General features: G+C 70.3%; 21 protein-coding genes. 13 read left to right on the plus strand and 8 right to left on the minus strand.

What is annotated here, in order from left to right:
* Window positions 1-108 precede the first annotated feature (108 nt).
* From glp to G361_RS0127300, 3 genes are read left to right on the plus strand one after another with little or no spacing between them, the layout of a single operon-like run.
* On the plus strand, window positions 109-1314 hold the full coding sequence (gene glp / locus G361_RS0127290) for a gephyrin-like molybdotransferase Glp (protein WP_019930304.1): 1206 nt from the start codon (window positions 109-111) through the stop codon (window positions 1312-1314).
* Window positions 1311-2525, plus strand: coding sequence for a bifunctional molybdenum cofactor biosynthesis protein MoaC/MoaB (gene moaCB, locus G361_RS48600; RefSeq protein WP_019930305.1), 1215 nt, complete (start codon window positions 1311-1313; stop codon window positions 2523-2525). The genes glp and moaCB overlap by 4 nt, the downstream gene beginning before the upstream one ends.
* Window positions 2518-2955 carry a molybdenum cofactor biosynthesis protein MoaE gene (locus tag G361_RS0127300; protein ID WP_019930306.1) on the plus strand — a complete coding sequence of 146 codons (438 nt, stop codon included), beginning with the start codon at window positions 2518-2520 and terminating at the stop codon, window positions 2953-2955. The genes moaCB and G361_RS0127300 overlap by 8 nt, the downstream gene beginning before the upstream one ends.
* 5 nt (window positions 2956-2960) lie before the next feature.
* Here the strand turns inward: G361_RS0127300 and G361_RS0127305 are convergent, their stop codons facing one another.
* Entirely contained in the window at window positions 2961-4499 is a 1539-nt protein-coding gene (locus G361_RS0127305) for an arylsulfatase (RefSeq protein ID WP_019930307.1), read from the minus strand.
* Window positions 4500-4644: 145 nt separating this feature from the next.
* Here G361_RS0127305 and G361_RS48605 point away from each other — a divergent pair, with 145 nt between their 5' ends.
* Complete coding sequence (locus G361_RS48605; protein ID WP_196814647.1) at window positions 4645-5079, plus strand: Clp protease N-terminal domain-containing protein; 435 nt, start codon at window positions 4645-4647, stop codon at window positions 5077-5079.
* On the opposite strand, the gene G361_RS0127315 is transcribed toward G361_RS48605, so the two are convergent.
* Complete coding sequence (locus G361_RS0127315; RefSeq protein WP_019930309.1) at window positions 5073-5504, minus strand: MarR family transcriptional regulator; 432 nt, start codon at window positions 5502-5504, stop codon at window positions 5073-5075. The two genes, G361_RS48605 and G361_RS0127315, sit on opposite strands and share 7 nt — an antisense overlap.
* Before the next feature lie 162 nt (window positions 5505-5666).
* Here G361_RS0127315 and G361_RS0127320 point away from each other — a divergent pair, with 162 nt between their 5' ends.
* The 5 genes from G361_RS0127320 (at window position 5667) to G361_RS0127340 (ending at window position 10720) form a co-directional block, all read left to right on the plus strand.
* Window positions 5667-7979: a sensor histidine kinase gene (locus G361_RS0127320; protein ID WP_036495554.1), complete on the plus strand. Its 2313-nt coding sequence runs from the start codon at window positions 5667-5669 to the stop codon at window positions 7977-7979.
* On the plus strand, window positions 7957-8382 hold the full coding sequence (locus G361_RS0127325; RefSeq protein ID WP_019930310.1) for a roadblock/LC7 domain-containing protein: 426 nt from the start codon (window positions 7957-7959) through the stop codon (window positions 8380-8382). Before G361_RS0127320 ends, G361_RS0127325 begins: the two co-directional genes overlap by 23 nt.
* Complete coding sequence (locus G361_RS0127330) at window positions 8379-8750, plus strand: DUF742 domain-containing protein (protein ID WP_019930311.1); 372 nt, start codon at window positions 8379-8381, stop codon at window positions 8748-8750. The genes G361_RS0127325 and G361_RS0127330 overlap by 4 nt, the downstream gene beginning before the upstream one ends.
* 107 nt (window positions 8751-8857) lie before the next feature.
* Window positions 8858-9769: an LLM class F420-dependent oxidoreductase gene (locus G361_RS0127335; RefSeq protein WP_019930312.1), complete on the plus strand. Its 912-nt coding sequence runs from the start codon at window positions 8858-8860 to the stop codon at window positions 9767-9769.
* Between the two features lie 102 nt (window positions 9770-9871).
* Window positions 9872-10720 carry a phytanoyl-CoA dioxygenase family protein gene (locus G361_RS0127340; RefSeq protein ID WP_019930313.1) on the plus strand — a complete coding sequence of 283 codons (849 nt, stop codon included), beginning with the start codon at window positions 9872-9874 and terminating at the stop codon, window positions 10718-10720.
* Between the two features lie 152 nt (window positions 10721-10872).
* On the opposite strand, the gene G361_RS0127345 is transcribed toward G361_RS0127340, so the two are convergent.
* Window positions 10873-11910 carry an isopenicillin N synthase family oxygenase gene (locus G361_RS0127345; RefSeq protein WP_019930314.1) on the minus strand — a complete coding sequence of 346 codons (1038 nt, stop codon included), beginning with the start codon at window positions 11908-11910 and terminating at the stop codon, window positions 10873-10875.
* Window positions 11911-12038: 128 nt separating this feature from the next.
* Between G361_RS0127345 and pucL the strand changes: the two genes are divergently transcribed.
* On the plus strand, window positions 12039-12959 hold the full coding sequence (gene pucL, locus G361_RS0127350; protein ID WP_026343579.1) for a factor-independent urate hydroxylase: 921 nt from the start codon (window positions 12039-12041) through the stop codon (window positions 12957-12959).
* Here pucL and G361_RS0127355 read toward each other — a convergent pair.
* The 5 genes from G361_RS0127355 to G361_RS0127380 form a co-directional block, all read right to left on the minus strand.
* Complete coding sequence (locus G361_RS0127355; RefSeq protein WP_019930316.1) at window positions 12941-14446, minus strand: PucR family transcriptional regulator; 1506 nt, start codon at window positions 14444-14446, stop codon at window positions 12941-12943. The two genes, pucL and G361_RS0127355, sit on opposite strands and share 19 nt — an antisense overlap.
* Window positions 14447-14553: 107 nt before the next feature.
* Window positions 14554-15636 carry a GTP-binding protein gene (locus G361_RS0127360; RefSeq protein WP_036495889.1) on the minus strand — a complete coding sequence of 361 codons (1083 nt, stop codon included), beginning with the start codon at window positions 15634-15636 and terminating at the stop codon, window positions 14554-14556.
* A 104-nt stretch (window positions 15637-15740) separates the two neighbouring features.
* On the minus strand, window positions 15741-17993 hold the full coding sequence (locus G361_RS51910; protein ID WP_019930318.1) for an N-acetylmuramoyl-L-alanine amidase: 2253 nt from the start codon (window positions 17991-17993) through the stop codon (window positions 15741-15743).
* A 141-nt stretch (window positions 17994-18134) separates the two neighbouring features.
* Window positions 18135-18608 (minus strand): ubiquinol-cytochrome c reductase iron-sulfur subunit, encoded by a 474-nt coding sequence (locus G361_RS0127375; RefSeq protein WP_019930319.1) that lies wholly within the window; start codon window positions 18606-18608, stop codon window positions 18135-18137.
* Window positions 18609-18688: 80 nt separating this feature from the next.
* The gene (locus G361_RS0127380; RefSeq protein WP_231387107.1) at window positions 18689-19267 is read right to left on the minus strand and encodes a sigma-70 family RNA polymerase sigma factor; all 579 of its coding nucleotides are present in this window, start codon (window positions 19265-19267) and stop codon (window positions 18689-18691) included.
* A gap of 228 nt (window positions 19268-19495) precedes the next feature.
* On the opposite strand from G361_RS0127380, the gene G361_RS0127385 reads away from it, so the two are divergent.
* The 3 genes from G361_RS0127385 (at window position 19496) to galK (ending at window position 22253) form a co-directional block, all read left to right on the plus strand.
* Window positions 19496-19900 carry a hypothetical protein gene (locus tag G361_RS0127385; RefSeq protein ID WP_019930321.1) on the plus strand — a complete coding sequence of 135 codons (405 nt, stop codon included), beginning with the start codon at window positions 19496-19498 and terminating at the stop codon, window positions 19898-19900.
* A 116-nt stretch (window positions 19901-20016) separates the two neighbouring features.
* The gene (gene galT, locus G361_RS0127390) at window positions 20017-21087 is read left to right on the plus strand and encodes a galactose-1-phosphate uridylyltransferase (RefSeq protein WP_026343580.1); all 1071 of its coding nucleotides are present in this window, start codon (window positions 20017-20019) and stop codon (window positions 21085-21087) included.
* Window positions 21088-21158: 71 nt separating this feature from the next.
* On the plus strand, window positions 21159-22253 hold the full coding sequence (gene galK / locus G361_RS0127395) for a galactokinase (RefSeq protein WP_196814648.1): 1095 nt from the start codon (window positions 21159-21161) through the stop codon (window positions 22251-22253).
* Window positions 22254-22515: the final 262 nt, after the last annotated feature.

Genomic DNA, 22515 nt, shown 5'->3' on the forward strand with positions numbered 1-22515 from the left:
TTCCGTCCCACCGGATATACCGCACGCCGCCCGGGGCACGGCGGCGGGCGCAGCGTTTCGAGGCGGCGACCGGTCGGAACCGAACCGGCCCACCGTTAGGCTGGCCTCATGAATACCCGGCCCGCACCCGCTTCGGCGTGGTCCGTCGAAGCGCATCGCGATCGTGTCGAGCAACTGCTGCGGCCGCTGGCCTGGCGCGCGATCGACCGGGCCCCGCTGACCGCGGCACTGGGCCGGCGGCTGGCCGAGGACGTGCTCGCGCCGGTGGATCTGCCGGTGTTCCGTAACTCCGCGATGGACGGGTACGCGGTGCGGGCCGAATCGCTGGCCACCGTACCCGTCACACTCCCGCTGGCCGGCGTGATCGCCGCGGGCGACCGCGGCGGTGCGACGCTGCCGCCCGGCGCCGCGCTGAAGATCATGACCGGCGCGCCGCTGCCCACGGGCGCCGACTGCGTCGTGCCGGTCGAGGACACCGGCACCGACGGCGTCACGGTCACGATCGAACAGGCCCGCGCCGCAGGCGATTTCGTCCGCGAGCCGGGTACCGACGTCCGGGCCGGCGAGCGGCTGGTGGCGGCGGGGACGCTGGTCGCGCCCCGGCACATCGCCGTCCTGGCCGCGGTCGGGCTCACCACCGTGCCGGTGTTCCGGCCGATCCACGCGGCCGTGCTCACCACCGGCGACGAACTGGTGCCCGCGGGCACCCGCCTGGGCCCCGGGCAGATCTACGATTCCAACGGCATCGCCCTGGCCGCCGCGCTGGCCGCCAACGGGGTCGAGGTGGTGTCGATCGAGCACAGCCGCGACGATGCCGCGTCCTTCCGCGAACTGCTCGGCGCCGCAACCCGATCCGCGGACGTGGTGTTCACCTCCGGTGGCGTGTCCAAGGGCGACTTCGAGGTGGTCAAGGACGCGCTGGCCCCTCTCGGCGGCGAATTCGGTTCCGTCGCCATGCAACCCGGCGGCCCGCAGGGCGTCAGCGTGATCGACGGGGTGTCGGTACTGAGCTTCCCCGGCAATCCGGTGAGCACCCTGGTGTCGTTCGAGGTGTTCGCGCGGCCGATCCTGCGCGACCTCGCGGGCCTGCCCGAGATCCCCGGATACGTGGTGCCGCTACGCGATCCGGTGCGGTCACCGGCCGGGCGGCGGCAGTTCCTCCGCGGCAGACTGGAAGCCGATGGGGTGACGCTGGTTTCGGGCCCGGGATCGCATCTGATCGCCGCGATGGCCCAGGCCGACGTCCTGATCGACATCCCCGCGGCCGCCACCGACCTGGCCGTGGGCACGAGTGTGGAAGTGCGGGAACTATGAGCGAGCAGACCGGCGATCCCCGTCTGTCCCACGTGGATTCGGAGGGCCGCGCCCGCATGGTCGACGTGAGCGCCAAGGCCGACACGGTGCGGACCGCGCTCGCCGCCGGCATCCTGCGCACCACGTCCCGGGTGGTGGAACTGGTCCGCGCCGACGATATGCCCAAGGCCGATGTGCTGGCCACGGCCCGGCTGGCGGGCATCATGGGCGCGAAGAAGACCTCGGAGCTGATCCCGCTGTGTCATCAGCTGGCCCTGTCCTCGGTCGACATCCACTTCGGCTTCACCGTCGACGCCATCATGATCGAGGCCGTCGCGAAGACCAAGGGCCCCACCGGCGTCGAGATGGAGGCCCTCACCGCGGTCGCCGTCGCCGGGCTCACCCTGCACGACATGGTCAAGGCGATCGACCCGGCCGCCGTGCTCGACGGTATTCGCCTGCTCACCAAAGACGGTGGGAAGCAAGGACATTGGGAGCGCGAACAGGCGGCCTTCCAGCCGCCGACCCTGGACCCCGAACCGGCGCACCCCGGCGCCGGCAGCCCGGATCCCGGCACCGCCGCGCCGGTGCCCGGCGAATCACCTTCTCCCCGAGACGATTCGACGGCCGGAACACCGCAGGCCACGCCGGACTCCCCCGCGCCGGCCGCACACGCCCCCGAGCCGGCCGGACACCCACCCGAGCAGACCGGGCACGAGCACCGGCGGCCCACCGAGGCGCCGGAGCCCATGGACGAACCCCGCCGCGCCGCGGTCCTGGTGGCGTCCACCGGCACGGCCGCCGGGACGCGCCTCGACACCACCGGCCCGGTACTGGTGGACTGGCTGCGGGGCCTCGGCTTCATGGTGCGCGGACCACTGGTCTACGCCGACGCCGAGATCGCCAACGGCCTGGCGGACGCGCTGACCGGAACCCCCGCCCTGGTGATCACCACCGGCGGAACCGGCGCCTCCCCCACCGATGCCACCCCCGAGGCGACGCTGGCGCTGCTCGACCGCGAACTGCCCGGCGTGGCCGAGGCGATCCGCCGCTTCGGCGCCGAGAAGTTCCCGCTGGCGGCCCTGTCCCGCGGCGCGGCGGGCCTCACCGGACGCTCGGTGGTGATCAACCTGCCCGGCTCCCCGGGCGGCGTCCGGGACGGTATCGCGGTGCTGGAGCCACTGCTCGAACATCTGCTGGCCCAGGTGGCCGGAGGAGGTAGGCATGACTGACACCCTGTCGCGCGTGCGGCTGACCCGGATCGACGAGCGGCCGCTGGACCCGGCCGAGGTCGAACAGGCGGTCAGCGGCCCGGAATACGGCGCGGTCGTCGTGTTCACCGGCAAGGTCCGCGACCACGACAGCGGGCAGCCGGTCTCCGCGCTGGAGTACTCGGCGCATCCGCAGGCCGAGCAGTTCCTGCACCGCGTATGCGCCGAGGTGGCCCGCGAGTCCGGGCTGCCGGTGGCCGTCGCGCATCGGATCGGCGCGCTGACCATCGGCGATCTGGCGGTCGTGGCCGCGGTGGCCGCACCGCACCGGGCCGAGGCGTTCGCCACCTGCGCCGCGCTGATCGATCGGATCAAGCACGAGGTTCCGATCTGGAAACGGCAGCAGTTCGCCGACGGCATGTCGGAATGGGTCAACGCCTGCGGGCACTGAGCGCCTCAGTCCCGGGCCAGATATTCGCGCAGTTTGGCCACGGCGTGGTCGATGGTGAACGTGGCGGGCTCCTGCCGGGGCCGGAACTCCCGGAAGGTCTCGAGGAACGCGGTCCCGATCGCGGTGCCGTAGGCGGCGATGTAGTCGTGGTCGAGGAACCAGTCCCAGTAGGTGTTGGAGGTGCCGTCGGCGCGCTCGAACGGGTCGGTGCGCAGGTTGAACAGCTTCGGTATGCGCAACGGGGTGAACGGTTCGGCCCAGATCCCCAGCGTGCCGGTGGCCCGTTGCTCCATGAACACGATCTTCCAGTTCTCGAACCGGATGCCGAGCACGTCGCAGTCGTCGGAGAAATACACCATCGCGCGCCGGGGACTGTGCTCGATCTGCCCGGTCAGATAGGGCAGCAGGTTGTAGCCGTCGATATGGACCTTGAAGGCCTTGTCCCCGGCGGTGTGGCCCTTCTTCAGCTCCGCCACGATGTCGGGGTCCCCGGCGGCGGCGATCAGCGTCGGCAGCCAATCGTGGTGCTGGACGATCTCGTTGGACACCACACCGGCCGGGATGCGGCCGGGCCAGCGGATCAGTTCCGGCACCCGGAACCCGCCCTCCCAGTTGGTGTCCTTCTCGCTGCGGAACGGCGTCGTCGCTCCGTCCGGCCAGGTGTTGGCGTGCGGGCCGTTGTCGGTGCTGTAGATGACGATCGTGTCCTCGGCCAGCCCGAGTTCGTCCAGCAGATCCAGGACCTGACCGACATTGCGGTCGTGATCGATCATCGTGTCGTGATACGCCGACTGCCAGAATCCGGCCTGCCCGCGACTGCCGGGTTTGGTGTGGGTGCGCACATGCATGTGGGTGAAGTTCAGCCATACGAAGAACGGGGTCCCGGCCTGGTGCTGCCGGCGGATGAAATCGATACAGGCGTCGGCGATCTCGTCGTCGACGGTCTCCATCCGCTTCTTGGTCAGCGGCCCGGTGTCCTCGATCCGCTGCTTGCCGACCCGGCCGAATTTCGGATCCTCGGTGTCGTCGTCGACGTCGGTGGCCCGGCACCGCAGCATCCCGCGCGGCAACTGGAGATCGTGCAGCCGCGGATAGGCTTGCGCGCTGGGGAAATCCGGTAGCTCCGGTTCCTCCTCGGCGTTGAGGTGATAGAGGTTGCCGAAGAATTCGTCGAATCCGCGCACGGTCGGCAGGTACTTGTTCAGATCACCGAGATGGTTCTTGCCGAACTGCCCGGTCGCGTAGCCGAGCGGTCCGATCAGCTCCGCGATCGTCGGATCCTCGTGCGACAACCCGATATCCGCCCCCGGCACGCCGACCTTGCTCATACCCGTGCGGTACACGCTCTGACCGGAGATGAATGCCGCGCGCCCCGCGGTGCAGCTCTGCTCGCCGTAGGAATCGGTGAACCGCATACCCTCGGCGGCCAGCCGGTCGATATTGGGGGTCCGGTAACCCATCAACCCGTCGCTGTAGCAGCTCAGATTCGTGATCCCGATGTCATCGCCCCAGATGACCAGGATGTTCGGCTTCGAGTCCGGCATACGGCGTTCTCCCTCTCCCACGCAGGCGGACATCGTCGGCAAGCATGATCAGCATACGATCAGCAAATCCGGTGCCGGGTCATCCCGCGACGCACCTGTGACCATCGGACTGGACACGGTGCGCAGATCTGCGCACCATCGGAGGATGTCCACCGGACACCAGGGAGTCATCCTCACCCCCCGCATGAACTGGATCCTCGGCTACGCGGAGGCGGTCGCCCGGGAGCGCGGGCACGACGAGACCGGCGCCGACCATCTGCAATTCGCGGTACTGCACGATCCGGCCGCGGTACCGACCCAGGTCCTGGGCCGGCTCGGCGGCGATCGGGAGCGGCTCGCCGCATCGGTCGGTGCGGCACTCGGCGCGCCGGATTACCGGATGAGCGCCGACCGGTTCGCGATGCTGCGTTCCGCGGGCGGGATCGCCGGCGAGTTCGGCCACGACCACATCGGCGTCGAACATCTGCAACTGGCGATCCTGCGCCTGCCCGACTGCGTCTTCGTCCGGGTACTGACCGCCGCCGGACTGTCTCCGGACACCTTCGCCGCGGAACTCACCGCCACCCTCCGCGCCTACTGAGCCGGGCCGCGGTCCAGATTGCGCTCGATCCGGCGCAGCGCCGCCAGTACGGTGACCCGCTCGGCGGCGGTGAAACCCGCGAGGGCGCGCTCGGTGAGCTGCGCGCCGGCCTCCTCGATGCGATGTTCCAGTTCGCGGCCGCGGTCGGTCAGGTGCAGGCGGACCAGGCGGCGGTCGGTCGGATGCGGCTCGCGGCGGACCAGCCCGGCGGCCTCCATCCGGGTGGTCGCCCGCGTCACCGTCGGCGTGGCCAGGCCCAGCCGCTTGGCGACCTCGCCCGGCGCCAGGCCGTCCTCGGCCCACAGGCAGCGCAGGATGAACTGCTGACCCTCGTAGACACCGTGTTCGGCATAGGCGGCGGCCGCCGCGACGGCCAGGGCGTGTTTGGCCGACCAGAAGGCGGTCTGGAAATCGTCGTCGCTCATGGTTCGTCCAGCGTAGAACCACCACCCGGGCGGCCGATCGGGAACGGATCGCGGCCGGTCGAATCGCGATGGGCTCCACTCGTGTTGCCGCTGGGAGCGGCCCCCGGCAGCAGCGTGCGCGAAACGGTCCCCGGCGCATGCAGTAATCGTTACAGTATGCCGATGTTCAAGGCGAGGACCGGCGGGGTACGCACCCGCATACTCGTGATCGCGTTCGTCCCGAGCCTGGCACTGCTGAGCATCGGTGTCGGCACGGCCGGTTATCTGTACTCCGAGAGCCGCGACGCCCACGATTGGCTGGCGGTACTGGGTGGCACCAACCAGATCGGCGGCCCCCTGGTGGACGCGTTCCAGCAGGAGCGCATGCAGTCGATATGGTTGCAGTCCGGGCAGGGCGATCCCGCCGCGCTGGCCAAGGCCCGGCAGCAGGTGGACGACGCCCTGCGCGCGGTCGCTCCGATCCAGCAGATGGTCAACAACAACGCCTACGGCAAACGCGCCTCCTACGCGGAGGAGGGGTTCAACACCCTGACCGCGTCGATGCCCCGGATGCGGGCGGCCGTCGATGCCGGGGCCATGCCCCCGGACAACATCTACGGCGTGTTCAACCAGATCCTCGACGGCGTCTCGGGCAGCAGCACCGGCGTGGTGAAGGATGCGCCCAATCCGGCGATCACACTCGAGATGCAGCACGGGCTGCAACTGCTGCTGGCGCTGGAATCGCTGTCGCGCAGCATCGCGCTGACCGGCGTCGTACTGGGCGGCACGCCGCTGTCGCCCGCGCAGCTGGACGACTACCGCAACCAGGTCGGCTTCTATCGCACCGAAATGCCGCCGCTGGCCACGCAGTTGATCGGGACGGACAACGACGTCGCCAAATCGATCGTGAGTTCCCCTGCCTGGCAACGCCTGGCGGCGATGGAGGAATGGGTCATCGATCCCCCACTCACCAAAACCGGTGCGATCCAACCACCCCCGATGTCGATCGCCGATTGGCGTGCGGCCGCGACCGACGTCTCCACCCGTACCCTGCAAGTGTGGGAGGAGGAGAGCGTCAAGACCAACAAGGCCGCGCTCGACGCGGTGAACCGCACCTCGCGCAACGCGGCGCTGGCCGGCGGTGGCGCGCTGGCGATCTCGGTGCTGGCCTTCGCGATCGCCGTCCTGCTGGCGAACCGGCTGATCGGCCGGCTGCAGCGGCTGCGGACGCAGACGCTCGCGCTGGCCGAGCAGCAACTGCCCGATGTGACCCGCCGGCTCGCCGCGGGTGAACAGCTCGACACCACCACGCTGTCCGCGACCCTGGACTTCGGCTCCGACGAGGTCGGTCAGGTGGCCCGCGCGTTCACCCAGGCGCACAACGCCGCGATCGGCGCCGCGATCACCGAGGCGCGGACCCGCGAGGGTGTGCGCGCGGTCTTCCTGAACATCGCGCACCGCAGCCAGGTGGTGGTGCACCGGCTGCTGGAGATCCTCGACGAGGCCGAATCGCAGCAGGAGGATCCGGCGACGCTGGACACCCTGTTCCGGCTCGACCACCTGGCCACCCGGGAGCGGCGCAACGCGGAGAATCTGATCATCCTCGGCGGCGGCCTGCCCGGCCGGCAGTGGCGCCGTCCGGTGCCGCTGGTGGAGGTGGTGCGCAGCGCGGTCGGCGAAACCCTCGACTACGTCCGGGTACACGCCGCCCGGATCCCCGACGCGCATGTGGTCGGCGCGGTGGTGGCCGACCTCATCCACCTGCTCGCGGAGCTGGTCGACAACGCCACCTCGTTCTCGCCACCGCAGTCGAACGTGATGGTCACCGGTTCGACGGTGGGCCGCGGCGTGGTGCTCGAGATCTCCGATCAGGGCATGGGGATGCAACCCGCGGAGATGGACCGGGTCAACGGGATGCTGGCCGAGCCACCGGATTTCGGGGTCGCGGCGCTGACCTCCGATTCCCGGCTCGGCCTGTTCGTGGTGGCCCAGCTGGCCGGCCGGCACGGAATCTCGGTGCGGCTCACCGAATCCGACTACGGCGGGGTACGCGCGATCGTGCTGATCCCGGTGGCGCTGGTCGCGTCGCCGGACACTATGGCGGTCGATCATCTGCCGGACCGGTTCACCCGCATCCCCGATCCGCCGGCCACCGGCGAATTCCCCGCTCTCGCACCGTGGCCGGTGGCCGCCGCGGCGGCCACCACCACGGGCCGGCACGCGGCGCCGGTCCCGTCGCAGTACGAGCCGCGGGGCGGCCGCACCGGGTATCCGACCCGGCCGCCGCTGCCCCGGCGGCGCAAGCAGGCCAGCCTCGCCCCGGAGCTCGCCGACGTCCGGAACACCGAAGAAGGTGCGCAGCAGCCACGCTCGGCCGAACAGACCCGTAATCTCTTCACGGCCATAGACAATGGAACCAGGCAAGGGCGGCGGGAGATCTCGTCTCCTCCCGCCGGAGGACAGGAAGGCGAAGGTGACCTCTTCCAACGCAGGTGATCTGAACTGGCTGCTCGACGATCTCGTCGACCGGCTGGCCGGGGTGCGGTTCGCGGTGGTGCATTCCACCGACGGACTGCTGCTGGGCCGCTGTACGTCGATGAGCAGGGAGGATGCCGAACACTTCGCGGCGATGTCGGCGACGCTGTACGGGCTGGCGCGGTCGGCGGGCAACCGGTTCGACGGCGGCGGGGTACGGCAGGCCGTGGTCGAACTGGACCGGGCGGTGCTGTTCGTCACCTCCGCCGGTGACAACGCGTGTATCGCCCTGCAGGCCAGCGAAACCGCGAATGTGGGCATGGTGGCGTACGAGATGAATCTGACCGTGGCGCGGGTGGGGCAGCATCTGTCGACGGAGACCCGGGTCGGTCCGGGCGAGCACGTGGAGCACCGATTGTCATGACGCGCTTCGGTCAGCCGTGGTTCGACGACCAGGCCGGTCCGCTGGTCCGTCCGTACGCGGTCACGCGCGGCCGCACCCTCGGGGCGGGCCGGGAACTGGACATGCTGACGCTGGTGGTGACGAAGTCGTCGTCGAATCCGTTGCGGCGTCCCGAGCCGGAGTACGTGGAGATCCTGCGGCTGTGCCATGTGCCGCAGTCGGTGGCCGAGGTGTCGGCGGTACTGCGACTGCCGTTGGCGGTGACCAAGATTCTCGTCGGTGATCTGATCCACGACGGGCATCTGAGCTTCCGGGCGCCGGTCGGCGACACCGGTCCGCTGGACCTGTCGATGCTGCGTGCGGTACTCGACGGTATCCGGAAACTGTAGCGCCGCAACCGAACCGCTCTCCCCCGGCGGCATCCTGTCCGCCGCGCGTTGATTTTGTTAGCCGACTCACGATACGATTGATGTCCGGCTAACGATAAGAGGGTGCCATGAAAATCGGCGTGAGTCTCGCCAACTTCTCCTTTCCGCTGCCCGTCGCCGAATTCGCTTCGACCGTCGGCGATCTCGCCCGGCAGGCGGACGACGAGGGCTTCGACAGCCTCTGGGTGATGGACCATTTCTTCCAGATCCGGGTCACCGGCGAGCCCACCGAGGCGCCGATGCCCGAGGCCTATACGACACTCGGCTTCCTGGCCGGCCGCACCGAGCGCATCCGGCTCGGCACCCTGGTCACCTCCGTGGCCTACCGGCATCCCGGTGTGCTGCTGAAGTCGGCCACCACACTCGATGTGTGGAGCGGCGGCAGAACGTATTTCGGCGTCGGCGCGGGTGCGCCGTTCGATCCGGTACCGCAGGGGCCGGGCACCGGTTTCGAGGCCGAGGGCCTCGGCATCCCGTTCCCGCCGCTGGCCCGGCGGTTCGAGCAGCTCGAGGAGGTGTTGCAGATCGCCCACCGGATGTGGGCCGGCGACGAAACCCCGTACACCGGAAAGCATTACCGGATGGCCCGGCCGCTGAACTCGCCGAATTCGGTGCAGCGGCCGCATCCGCCGATCCTGGTGGCGGGCAGCGGTGAGAAGAAGACCCTGCGCCTGGTCGCCCGCTACGCCGACGCCTGCAATCTGTTCGACCTCCCGGACGCGGGCTTCGCCGACAACCTGACCCACAAGCTCGGCGTGCTCCGCAAGCACTGCGCCGACCTCGGCCGCGACTACGACTCCATCGAGAAGACCGTCGCCTCCCATGTCGACACCGACGGCGACCGCGCCGAATTCCTCGCCCACCTGCGCGATCTCGCCCGCCTCGGTCTCGACCACGTGCTGCTGACCCCGCCGGGACCGTGGACCCGCGAGCGCCTGACCGCACTGGCCGAACTGCTGCCGGAGATCCACTCGTACTGAGCGATCCGACCCACGATCGTCAAATGCCCGAAACGATTCGCTGATTCACTGGGAGAATCGTTTGCCGACGATTTGTCCGATCGACGCGGAAGGTGGCCATCGATGGGTGTGCTGGACGAACCGGGGGTCTTCGATGTCACGGATCCCACCGGGATCCACTGGCATTACCAGATGTACGGCTACGCCGTGGTGCGCGGACTGCTCACCGAGGCCGAGATGGACTCGGTGACAACCGAATGCGTGGATGCCCAGCGCCGCGTGATGGCCGGTGAGTTGCCGGCGCGCTACGGCTCCACGATGTTCCTCGACGACGCCGCGAAGGCCGAGGTCTTCGCGAACTACGTCGAGCACGTCACCGAGCTCAGCCCCGCCGTACAGCGAGCGGTCACCGACACCCGGTTGGTCGCGATGATCCGGCAGTTGCTCGGCACGGACATCCGGCTGGGCACCGGCCGCAGCGCCGGGATCGTCTACCAGGATGCCCGGCCCGGCCGGGAATCCGGCTACACTCGCATCGGCTGGCATTCGGACTGGCAGTCCGCCCCCAGCCTGGACATCTGGCCCGCAACGGCTTTCACGATCCACATCGATGCGACCAGTCCGCAGAACGGTTTCCTGCGCGTGGTGCCCGGTAGCCAGCTGTGGGCCACGCCGGCGCCCTACCGCAACATCAACAACGTCGAGGTGCCCGCCACCGCGCGGCCCGCCGGTGGCCGCACCGCGACACCGCCGCCGTTCCCGATGCCGCTGGGCTTCGAGAAGGTGCGCGGGGAGATCCCCGTCTACGCCGAGCGCGGCGACGTGCTGCTGCACGACGCCTACCTCTGGCATTCGGCGGCCCGCGCCACCGACGACGACACCACCCGGCGGCACGTGCGCGGCGGGTACTTCACCGGTGCGGAACCGGCGCCGGAACTGGCCGAGGAGTTCATCAAGAACGCCGCGCGGTGACGGGTCGGGCGGCACCCGGTGGCGCCCGAATCCGCCGCGCGAGCCGGGCCCGCGCGAGCCGGACCTGCGCGAGCCGGACCTGAGCGAGCCGGGCCCGCACGAGCCGGACCTGCGCACGCTGAACTCGCGCAAGCCGGTGCAGCCCGAGCCGGTTACCCGTGCGCGGCCCGGACCCGGGCGGCCTCGCGCTCGGCGTTCGGGTTGCGCCGGCCCTGCCGCGATCCCGCCAGTTTCGCGGCGATGTGGTCGCGCACCACGATCGGCTCGTACGCCGCGCCGTCGGCACTCACGTGGTCCGGCAGGGTGGCGATCACCGCGTCGACGTTGCCGTCGTGGAAGTAGGCCGCGGACCGGCGGCGGCGGACCGCGCCGTCGACGATCGGCGGCCGCACCCGGTGCAGGGTGGACAACCAGCGGTCGTTGGTGAGCCGCGCGGTGAGATCACCCAGATTCACCAGCAGCGCACCGGGTTCCGGCGATACATCGTGCCACCGGCCGTCGGCGCCGAGCACCTGTAACCCCGCCACCCGATCGGCCCACAGCACCGTGACGATCCCGAAATCGGTGTGCTCCCCCATTCCGGTCGGCTCACCGTCCACCGTGGTGTGCTCCGGCAGCGCGTAGTTGTTCATCCGCAGTACGTCGATCGAGTGATCGGTCAGCCGCGTGAAGAAGTCCGGCGCCAGACCCAGTGCGGCGGCGAAGATTCCGGTCAGCGTGCGGGCGACCCGGCCCGCGTGCTCGAAATACGCGCGCACCGCGGGCTCGAATCCGGCCAGGGCGGGCCACACGTTGATCCCGTAATCGTCCTCGGACAGCTCCAGTCCCGGGAACGAGCGGGCCTCGACGCCCACGTTGAACGCCTCGAAGTAGTCGTTGGCTCCGGCGGATTCGATGCCCAGGCTCAGGCTCAGCGCCTCGCTCTTCGGCGGGCTGTAACCCCGATTCGCGCCGGCGACCCGGTAGGAGTTCTTGAATTCGGTCGGGCTGCCGAAGAATTCGTCGATCGCGCGGGCGAGCCCGGCCTGCACCGCGTCGGGGATGCCGTGCCCGAGGATCTGCACGAAACCGATCCGGGTGCACGCGGCGTCGATCTCCCGGGCCACCCGGGCCCGATCCGCGTCCGTGCCCCCGGCGACGAAGGCGGTGATGTCCACGACGGGTACGTCGAACGGTTCGGCGGGTGGCATGTGCCCAGGTTAGATCCACACCGGCCGCCCGGTCTTTGTCCGGGACACCAAAACGCCGCGCGTCCCCGGCCCCGGATTTGTCGTTCGTACAGGTCCGCACCGGCGGCGCGATCGGCACAGTGGAGGATGTGACCGATTCGACCGGCAAGATCGTCCTCGGCGCCGACCAGTACGGCAAGGCCGAGAACCGGGTGGTGCGCATCTACCGCGACACGCCCCGGCACGAGATTCGCGATCTCAACGTGACGACCTGCCTGCGTGGCGATTTCGCGGCCGCCTACACCGCCGGCGACCAGAGTTCCGTGCTGCCCACCGATTCGCAGAAGCAGACCGTCTACACCTACGCGAAGACCCACGGGGACGGCAGCATCGAGGACTACGGCCTGGCGCTGGCCCGGCACTTCGTCGACGACATCGCACCGGTGGAATCGGCCCGGATCGAGATCGAGGAGTACGCCTGGGAGCGGGTGCTCGCCGGCGGCGCGCCGCACGAGCACACCTGGACCCGGCGCGGCCCGGAGGTGCGGATCGCGGCGATCACCGTGGCGGGCACCGGATCCCGGCGCCGCGAATGGGTGATCGGCGGCGTGAAGGATCTGGTGATCCTCAAATCCACCGGCTCCGAGTTCGCCGGCTTCCTCACCGACGAGTTCACCGTGCTCGAACCCACGGCAGACCGGGTGATGGCGACCAGCCTGGTGGCCCGCTGGCGTTTCGTCACCCCGCCGGAGGACTGGGACGCCACCTATGCCGGCATCCGCGCGGTCCTGGTGGAGCGGTTCGCGCTGCTGCACTCGAAAGCGTTGCAGCAGACGCTGTTCGATATGGGCAGCACCGCGCTGGCGGCGTATCCGGGCCTCGCCGAGATCCGGTTGTCGGCGCCGAACAAGCACCACTTCGCCTACGATCTGGCCCGTTTCGGCGTCGCGAGCACCGACGAGGTGTTCCACGCCGACGACCGCCCGTACGGGCTGATCCAGGCGACGGTGCGGCGCGAGGACGCACCGGACGCCGGAATCGCCTGGGACGTCTACACCGGGGCGGTGTGATCGCGACCGGCGCGGGCCCGCACCGCGAGGAACAGGTCCAGCCGATCGTCCAGCCGACCCAGATCCCGCCCGGTCAGTTCCTCCACCCGCCCGATGCGGTAGCGAACGGTGTTGAGGTGCAGATGCATTCGATCGGCGGCCTGGCGCCAGGAGCCGGCGCAGCCGAGGAAGATCTCCAGCGTCTCCAGCAGTCCGGCGCCGGTGCGCCGGTCGTATTCGACGACCGGGCCCAGCACCCGCTCGGCGAAGCGGCGCTGTAGTTCGCCGGGTACCGCGGTGAGCAGGCCGAAGGCCGAATCCACGTCCGCGACACGGACTTCCACCGGCCCCTCGCCGCCCACGGAGGCGGCCGCCACCGCGGCGGCGACCGCACCGGCGGCCGATTCGCCGGCCCGGCACACGCTCACCCCGGCCCGCAACGCGGCGCCGGCCAGCACCGGGGTCAGCCGTCCCAGCCGGCGCCGCAGCACCGCCGCGATCTCCTGTTCCGCGTCGGTCACCCACGCGGCGACCCGGCCCGCCGGATCGACGGTCGTGCGCGCCGCCGGTAGTACGTCGTGCAGCAGGGCGCGCACCGCGTCCCGGCCCGGCAGCGGCGAAACCGCATCCACCGCATCATTTTTCGGTACCGGCGCGACGACGTCCAGCACCACCGCGACCACCGGGCCCGGCGGCGGCTGGGCCCCCACCCGATCGGTCATCTCCCACGACAGCCGCAACTGCTCGGCGTGCCGCATCCGGTAGAGCTCCGCGACGGCGGCCAGATCCGCGGCCGCACCGTCCGGCTCCAGCTCGCCGTCCTCGTCGCGAACGACCAGGTACCACAACGTGATCCGATCACCGAGCCGGCCACCGACCGGCCACACCGCATATCCGTCGCGCAGCGTCAGCGGTAATCGGTACGCGCCCGCGGCGGCGGTGACCACATGGTCGATCACGTCGTCGTCCGGTGCGCCGGCGCCCGCCACCACGGTGCCGGTCGAGGTGAGCAACCAGGCCCGGACACCGCAGTCGCGAGCGAATTCGCCCACCAGCGCGTCGATGTCGCGGCCGTCGGCCACCGCGGTCAGCAATCGGCGCTGCCGGGCCAGCCCGGATTTCACCCGGCGCAACCGGGATTCGGCGTTGCGCTCGGCGAGATGTTCGATGATCCGGCTGAACGGCAGGCTCTCGGGCACCTCCAGCAGCGGTAGTCCGTGCCGCTCACAGGCGCCGACCACATCGTCGGGCACATGCCCGTACAGCGACTGCCCGGCGGCCACCGCCACCGCGCCCGCCGCGGCGAGCAGGCCGATGTAGTGCGCACTGTCGTCCGCGGCACGCCGCCACACCAGACCGGTGCAGACCAGCGCACCCGGCGTCACGAACGGTGACGGATCGGGCATATCGGTGACGCAGATGCGGGCCACCGCCCGGTCCAGCGCCACCGGCTGCGCGTGCCGCAGCCGCAACGACAACGGTTCCTCCAGCATGTCCCGCACCAGCACGGCACACCTCCGGTCCTCGGTACAACGTGCCGCCACCGTAGAACCGCGGTATTTCCCCGGGGTTTCCGCCGGATCACGCCGGGGTCCGCAGACCGGCTACGCCACCGTTACCGGTCGATCAGGTCGGACGTACCGTCCGGTACGGACTCTTCCTCGACAGTCGGTTCGGCGGGCTCACGAGGGACGTAGCGCCAGACACCCAGTAGCGATCGCTCGTCGAGCGGGCCGGGACCGGCGTGCTCGGTGGCCCGTAGCGCCGCGGCAACCGAGACGGTATCGAGACCCGATCCGATCAACACCAGGGTGGTCCCGGACCCGCGCGCGGGTTCGAACACCAGATGCCGGCCGACCAGATGCACCAGGAACCGGTTCTGCTCCCCCGCGGTCGCGAACGTCACCCACCCCTTCGCCCGGAACAGCCCCGCGGGCGGCGCGGACAGCACGTCGAGCAACCGGGTGGGATCCAGTCCGGTGTCCGAGGTGAACGTCACGGTCTGGTAGTCGTCGTGCAGGTGCCGATGGCCGTCCTCGCCGTGCTCGTGCTCGTCGGCCAGCAGCTCGTCGAAGCTGAGCTGTTCGGCGACCGGCGCGGCGGCCCGCTCCGGCGGATCGAACAGCAGCCGGGTGTCGATCCGCCCGAACGACGTGGTGTGCACCGGCACGCCGCCGGCCAGCTCGCGGACCCGCTGCCGCACCTCGGCCGCCCGGCCGGCCGGCACCCGATCGGCCTTGTTGATCACGACCAGATCGGCCAGCCGCAGCTGCTCGGCGAGTTCCGGATGCCGGGCCAGGGTGTCGTCGACATGTTCGGCGTCGACCACCTCCAGCAGACCGCCGTAGCACAGTCGCGGATTGTCACTGCTCAACACCATGCGGATCAGGTTGCCGGGTTCGGCCAGACCGCTGGCCTCGACCACGATCACGTCGATGCGCTGCCGTGGATCGGCCAGCCGGTCGAACATCTCGTCGAGTTCACCGACATCGACCGCGCAGCACACGCATCCGTTGCCCAGCGACACCATCGCGTCGACCTGCCCGGCGACCAGCAGGGCGTCGATGTTGACCGCGCCGAAGTCGTTGACCACCACACCGATTCGCGCGTCCCGCTGCCGCAGCAGATGGTTGAGCAGTGTGGTCTTCCCCGCTCCCAGGAACCCGGCCACCACCACGACAGGAATCGGACGCTGCATCCACACCACCCTAGTAGCCCCCCGCGACCCGCTCCGGCGGCACACCGCCGGAAACGATCGTGCCCCGCCCCCTTGCCGGGTGCGGGGCACGATCGGTGACGCGGTTACTTGTTGGGAGCCAGGAGGGTGGCCACCAGGGTGTAGGCCAGGTTGATCAACTCGGAACTGACCATCGAGTTGTCCATGCCCAGATTCTTCGCCAGCGGCAGCAGCATCTGGACGACCGTGCTGACCAGCGAGTCGGTCATGCCACCGTTACCGGGCCCGGTCTGCGGGAACATGCCGCCGGGGGCGGATTGTCCGGGCAGCGACCGGTTTCCGGTGGACGGGCCGGTACCGGACGGGGCCTGATAGCCCGGACTGCCGGGGAACTGCGGCATCCCGAAGGTGCCCGGCGGATAACCCTGCGTACCACCCGATGTACCCGGCTGGATTCCCGCGGTACCGGGTTGCGCACCCGGGGTACCCGGCTGGATCCCCGGAGCACCCGGCTGAATGCCCGCGGTTCCCGGACCCGGAGCACCCGGCTGAATGCCCGCGGTTCCCGGACCCGGAGCACCCGGCTGGATTCCGGCGGTTCCCGGACCCGGGGTGCGTGGCTGGATTCCTGCGGTCCCCGGGCTGCCCGGCTGCATCTCCGGTGCACCCGGCTGTGCCGCCGGACTACCCTGCCGCACTCCGGCAACACTCGGCAATGCCGGGAAGCCCGGCGCGTCCTGACCGACCACCTCACGGGTCATCGAGCCAGGCGTCGACACGGGAATCCGTACCGGCGGACCGAGCGGCGCCGGAGCGGCCGGTTCGGGTCCGGCGGCGGGCACCGGGCCCGCATTCACGCCCTGCGGCCCCGCCTCCGGCGCACCCTGTTGCGGAACCGCTTGCGGGGCAATCGGTTCCGGCGCACCGACCGGGACGACCCCGGGTACGGCACCGGCAGGAGCCACGCCCTCCGGCGTACCACCCTGCGGCACAACGGCTTCCGGCCCCGCACCCGGCAGGGCCGCCATCTCCGGCCCCGCACCTTGTCCTGCGGCGGCCTGCGATGCGGCTGCCTCCGGCGCAGCAGCTTGCGGTGCGGCGGCCTCCGGCGCGGCACCCCGCGACGCAGCAGTCTCAGGCACAACACCCTGCGGCCCAGCAGCATCCGGCCCCGCACCCTGCGGCCCAGCGGCCTGCGGCGCAGCAGCTTGCGGCGCGCCAGCATCCGGCGCAGCACCCTGCGGCCCAGCAGACTCAGGCGTAGCACCTTGCGGCGCAGCAGCTTCCGGCCCCGCACCCTGCGGCGCAGTACCCTGCGGCGCAGCAGCTTCCGGCGCGGCCGTCCCGGCCTCCGGCGAGGCGCCCTGCGGCCGCGCGGTATTCGGCCCGGCCTCGGAATTCACCGCCCCCTCCGGCGCGACACCACCCGGGGCGGCATCGGAACCCGGTGCGGCGCCGGGATTCTCACCGGGTGCACGGTTCATCGCCGGAGTGACACCACCGGGCCGGGTGGCATCCGGATGCGCGGCGTCGGCGCCGCCCGGCTGCGCGGTACCGTCGGTGCGCGCGGGTCCGCCGTTGGTGATACCCAGCAGATATCCCGCCAGGCCCGTGGTGATGACCACGGCGTGCTTCAGCTGCCCCTCCGGCGATTCCAGCAGCTTCGCGTCCTCGGTGTTGCCGCCGTTGCCCATCTCGACGAACACGTCCGGCACGCGGGTGAGCGCGGGTCCGGCGATATCGCTGCGAGTCTGCAACCCGTCGACGACACCGGCGTAGTTGGCCGGCTCGAAACCGGCCTGGACGTAGGCGTCGCGCATCGCCTTCGACGCGGCCAGCCCGGCCCCCGACTGCACCTGATCGGCCACGGAGTCCGGCACCGGCAGCTGCGGCACGATCAGGTGGAAGCCGTGATCCTCCGCGGGCGCGCTGTCGGCGTGGATGCTGATCGCGATGTCGGCACCCGACCGATTGGCCGCGGCGGCGCGTTCGTCGACGCAACCGCCCCAGCCGGTGTCGTCCGGACGGCTCAGCACGACCTTCGCGCCGAGCGCCTCCAGCGACTGCTTGACCAGCTGCGCCACATTCCAGTTGACGGTGTGCTCCGGCACGCCGTTCATCGTGGTCATGCCGGTGGTCTGGCACGCCTTGGTGCCGCCGCGGCCGTCGTCGACCGGGCGGTTCAGGTCCTCGGTGTGGTTGGGACCCTGATGACCGGGGTCCAGGAATACGGTCTTGCCGGTCAGCCTCGCCGCGATGCCCGGAGTGTCCGGGGCCGCGGCCGACTCTGCCGACGGGAACAATCCGACGGAGACAGCGACGGCCGCGGCAGTGGTGGCACAGCGCAGACCGGCCCTGGTGATGCTTGGTTGCTTCATGTTCGGACGGCGCACCCGGAGCGGGGCGCCCCTCCTTCCCACTAGTAACACCAAACCCAGCGGCTCACTCTGGCAACATCAGCATCAAAAGACAACCGAACAACCGCTCCGTTATCGAACAGTTATCGCCGATCCGCGGATTCAGCCGCGCAGAATCTGATCGCCGTCGACATGAACCGCCCGCGCGTCCAGGGGACGAGGCGCCGGCCCGCCGGCCACGGTGCCGTCGAGGTGGAAAGAGCTGTTGTGGCACGGGCATTTGATCAAACCATCGGCAACCTGATTGACCAGGCAGCCGAGATGTGTGCACCGCGACGAGAAGCCGAGGAACGTTCCGGCCGCGGGCTGGGTCACCACGGTGTCGCCGACGATCACGCCGCCGCCGACCGGTACATCGGCGGCCGCGGCCAGCGCGTCGGCCGGCGCGGGCTGCCGAACCGGCGCCGGATGCGGTGCGGGCGGCTGCGACGAGCCCGGGACGGGCGCGGCCGGCGAATCACCGCTGCCACAGGCGGTGACCAGGCCGAGTGTCGCCGCGGCGACACCGGCGCCGGCGAGAGCGGTGCGGCGATCGAGCGAGCTCGTGCCGGCGTTGCGATCGGTGAACCGAGTCATGAGGGGACCTTCCTTGCTCCACGCGAGCGGGCGCCCCCACGGGCGCCCTGTCCGGCAAACGATGCCGGCCGGAATTCGGTTCAGCGATGGCGCGTTCCGGTCGCACCAGCGTGCACGGGCGACCGTCGCAGCGATTGCAGCGCGTAGTGCACCCGGGTCTTCACGGTACCGACCGGCACGCCGAGGTCCGCGGCCACGTCCTGATAGGCGCGATCGCGCAGGATCACCTGCACCACCGCGTGCCGCTGCGGGCCGGGCAACCGGGCCAGCAACTCGTCGACCAGCAGGCCGTCCGCCACGGAGTCGGCGAAATCCGGTCGGGCCAACCGTGAGTCGGATCCGTCCGAGACATCGTCCCAGCCGGTCTCCGACGGCCGCACCGCCCGCATCCGGAGGCCATCGGTGAGCACATTGCGCTCGATCGACTGCAGCCAGGTGCGCACGCTGCCGCGCATCGGGTCGTAGGTGGCGCAGGCGCGCCACGCGCGTAACAAGGTCTCCTGCACGGCATGTTCGGCCAGGCCGATGTCGCCGAGCCGCTGGAACGCCCGCCAGTGCAGCAGGCCCTGTTCGGCGGCCAGGACCGCGGTCAGGCCGGCGTCGGTGCACAGCCGCGCGCACCGGGGTCCGCACATCTGCGGGTGGATCGGAACACTCATGCCCGCAATATCGCGAGGCGCGCGCGAAAGGCATCACCGCGCGGCCCGGGACAATGACCAATCCGGCGGCCCCGCCGATGGTGACGGGACACCGATTCGCGCGAGCGGGTTCTGCGCTCGTGGCGATTCTGCTAGACCGGAGACGAGCGGGTCCGGGACCCGCCGCCGCTCGACCGCGGAGCGCCGCCGAAACCGGCGGGCCCGCAGGCTATTCGGAGGAGGACCGCCGTGCGCGGACGCACGCTCGCCGGCGCCGGGGCCGTGGCCGCCACGGCCACCGTGCTCGCCACCGCCCTCGCGGGCGCCGATCCGGGGACGGCCGTTCCCGGCGACGGCCTGTACCGGGTCGGCATCGATATCGCGCCGGGGATCTATCAGTCCACCGGCAGCCCCGACCCGGCGACGGGCTGTTTCTGGCAGCGGCTGTGGCATGTGGCCGAACCGGGCGACGAGACCGATCCGAACCATTACGTCGTCGCCAGCGATCTCACCCACACCACCCCGGTACGGGTGCTGATCAAGCCGACCGACGTCGCCTTCCGCACCACCAGTTGCGGCGCCTGGGTCGCGGTCCCCCCGCCGCCCACGTCCGGCTCGTCCGGCCCCGGCACGCCGTACGGCTCCGAGTTCTGATCCCGGCGACCGGCGACGAGGCCGGTAGCGGCATCGTGATCGATGCTCCGAACGGCCGATGTTAGCGCTCACATTCATCGTGTAATGTCCGCGTGGTGATCACCACCAGGCAGAAACTGGCCGATGGCCGGGAGATCCTGTACTTCGACGAGACGCCGGTGACCCGGGTCGCGACCGACCGCCGCGACCTGCCGCACACCACCACCGCCTCCGAGACCCGGTTCGATCCCCTGCTCGGCGAATGGGTGGTCTTCGCCTCGCACCGGCAGACCCGGACCTTCCTGCCGCCGGCCGATCTGTGCCCGCTGTGCCCGTCCACCCCGGAGCGCGCGACCGAGATCCCCGAATCCGACTATCGGGTGGCGGTTTTCGAGAACCGCTTCCCGTCGCTGTCGACCGCGGGGGCGAATGTCGAAGCGGCCGTGACCGGTTCACCGCTGACACCGCTGCGCGACGGATTCGGCCGCTGTGAGGTGGTGTGCTTCACCAGCGACCACGATTGCTCCTTCGCGCAACTCGAACCGGCGCGGGCGCGGCTGGTACTCGACGTGTGGGCGCACCGCACCGCCGAGCTGGCCGAGATCGACGGCGTCGCACAGGTTTTCTGCTTCGAGAACCACGGTGCCGAGATCGGCGTGACCCTGTCGCATCCGCACGGGCAGATCTACGCCTACCCGTTCGTCACGCCGCGGGTCGCGAAGATCTCGGACAATCTCGCGGGATATCGGAAGGCGCACGGCGGCAACCTGTTCGAGGATCTGCTCGCCGCCGAGCGCGCGGCCGGCCTGCGGGTGGTGGCGGCGAACGACGAATGGACGGCCTTCGTCCCGCCGTTCGCGCGCTGGCCCTACGAGGTGCAGCTGTATCCGCACCGCCGGGTGGCCGACATCCCCGATCTCGACGATGCCCAGCGCGAGGCGTTCGCCGCGCTCTATCTGGACGTACAGCGGCGTTTCGCCAACCGTTTCGACACCCCGATGCCGTACATCGCCGCCTGGAATCAGGCGCCGACGGTGAGATCCGGTGCCCCGCGCGGGGATTGGTGGCTACATCTGCAACTGTTCTCGATCCGCCGCGCCGCCGGGAAACTGAAGTATCTGGCCGGTTCCGAATCCGGCATGAACGTCTTCGTCAGCGACACCACCCCCGAGATCGTGGCCGCCGAACTGCGTGCGGTCGCCGCATGAGTGGGACAGGGCCGGAGGCGGCAGCGGAGCGTCACCACGAAGGCCCCTCGCGCACGCTTGGCAGACACAGCGTGAGTGGGGTGTGGGTGGCGCCGGGCCGGGTCAACATCATCGGCGAGCACACCGACTACAACGGCGGCTACGCACTGCCGATCGCCCTCCCGCACGTCGTGACCTGCCGCGCCGCAACGACTTCCGACGGGCTGGTGCGGGTGTCCTCGCGGCAGCACCCCGGTGAGCGGATCGAACTGCCGGTCGCCGGGCTGGCCGGCGCCGAGGTGTCCGGCTGGGCCCGCTATCCCCTGGGGGTCGTGCACGAGTACGTCCGCCGCGGGCACCCGATCACCGGCCTCACCGTGGAACTCGACGGCGCGGTGCCGGTCGGCGCGGGCCTGTCCTCCTCGGCGGCGGTGGAATGCTCGGTGGCCGTGGCGATCCGGGACCTGTTCGAATTACCGGTCGGCGCCGCCGATCTCATCGATATCGGCCGGACCGCGGAGAATTCGTACGTCGGCGCGGCGACCGGCACCCTGGACCAGTCCGCCTCGGTACTGTGCACCGCCGGGCACGCGCTGTTCCTCGATTTCGGTGCGGGTGAGCACGCGCAGGTACCGTTCGATCTCGCGGCCTCCGGCCTGGAACTGCTGGTGGTGGACACGAATACGCCGCATCAGCTGGTGGACGGCGACTACGGCGAGCGCCGGCGCGAATGCGAGGCCGCCGCCGCGGCCCTGGGGGTGCCGACGCTCGGCGCGATCACCGACCTCGCGGACGTGGCGGCGATCGCCGATCCGGTACTGCGCCGGCGTGCCCGGCACATCGTCGCCGAGAACGCGCGCGTGCTCACGACCGTGGACATGCTGCGCGAGGGCCGTGATCCGCGCGACATCGGCCCGATCCTGACCGCCGGACATGCTTCGCTGCGTGACGATTTCGCGATCTCGACCCGGCAACTGGACACCGCGGTGGACGCGGCGCTGGCCGCGGGCGCGCACGGGGCCCGGATGGTCGGCGGCGGATTCGGCGGCAGCATCATCGCGTTGACCGATTCCGACCGGACCGGACATATCGAATCCCGGATCACCCGGAAGTTCCACACGGAAGGCTTTTCGCCGCCCCGGGCCTTCGTCGCCGTTCCCGCCGCGGGCGCCCACCGAGTGTCGTGAACTCTCCCAGTGACCGAATTCACATCCGTCGGCGACATCGTCGCGAACGCTTTTGTATCGCGACATAACCAAAAGTATTGCGAATTCAGCGAATTGACTTCGGCTGCATGCACTCACGGATGCAAGACCGTATGCACGTGCACCGGCGAAGGTTGCGAAAATTTCGGCTCATTTTCAGCATACTCACTGCTATCTCCACGGAGATCCTCGGCTACTTCCATTTCACATACTCTTGCAACAGTTCGGCTATCCGGCCGAACTG

The sequence above is a fragment of the Nocardia sp. BMG111209 genome, assembly GCF_000381925.1.
In the GTDB taxonomy this organism is placed as follows: Bacteria; Actinomycetota; Actinomycetes; order Mycobacteriales; family Mycobacteriaceae; genus Nocardia.

Coding starts and splice junctions, on each gene's coding strand:
- glp (WP_019930304.1), top strand. CDS start 109: ATGAATACCCGGCCCGCACCCGCTTCGGCGTGGTCCGTCGAAGCGCAT.
- moaCB (WP_019930305.1), top strand. CDS start 1,311: ATGAGCGAGCAGACCGGCGATCCCCGTCTGTCCCACGTGGATTCGGAG.
- G361_RS0127300 (WP_019930306.1), top strand. CDS start 2,518: ATGACTGACACCCTGTCGCGCGTGCGGCTGACCCGGATCGACGAGCGG.
- G361_RS0127305 (WP_019930307.1), bottom strand. CDS start 4,499: ATGCCGGACTCGAAGCCGAACATCCTGGTCATCTGGGGCGATGACATC.
- G361_RS48605 (WP_196814647.1), top strand. CDS start 4,645: ATGTCCACCGGACACCAGGGAGTCATCCTCACCCCCCGCATGAACTGG.
- G361_RS0127315 (WP_019930309.1), bottom strand. CDS start 5,504: ATGAGCGACGACGATTTCCAGACCGCCTTCTGGTCGGCCAAACACGCC.
- G361_RS0127320 (WP_036495554.1), top strand. CDS start 5,667: ATGTTCAAGGCGAGGACCGGCGGGGTACGCACCCGCATACTCGTGATC.
- G361_RS0127330 (WP_019930311.1), top strand. CDS start 8,379: ATGACGCGCTTCGGTCAGCCGTGGTTCGACGACCAGGCCGGTCCGCTG.
- G361_RS0127335 (WP_019930312.1), top strand. CDS start 8,858: ATGAAAATCGGCGTGAGTCTCGCCAACTTCTCCTTTCCGCTGCCCGTC.
- G361_RS0127340 (WP_019930313.1), top strand. CDS start 9,872: ATGGGTGTGCTGGACGAACCGGGGGTCTTCGATGTCACGGATCCCACC.
- G361_RS0127345 (WP_019930314.1), bottom strand. CDS start 11,910: ATGCCACCCGCCGAACCGTTCGACGTACCCGTCGTGGACATCACCGCC.
- G361_RS0127360 (WP_036495889.1), bottom strand. CDS start 15,636: ATGCAGCGTCCGATTCCTGTCGTGGTGGTGGCCGGGTTCCTGGGAGCG.
- G361_RS51910 (WP_019930318.1), bottom strand. CDS start 17,993: ATGAAGCAACCAAGCATCACCAGGGCCGGTCTGCGCTGTGCCACCACT.
- G361_RS0127375 (WP_019930319.1), bottom strand. CDS start 18,608: ATGACTCGGTTCACCGATCGCAACGCCGGCACGAGCTCGCTCGATCGC.
- G361_RS0127380 (WP_231387107.1), bottom strand. CDS start 19,267: ATGAGTGTTCCGATCCACCCGCAGATGTGCGGACCCCGGTGCGCGCGG.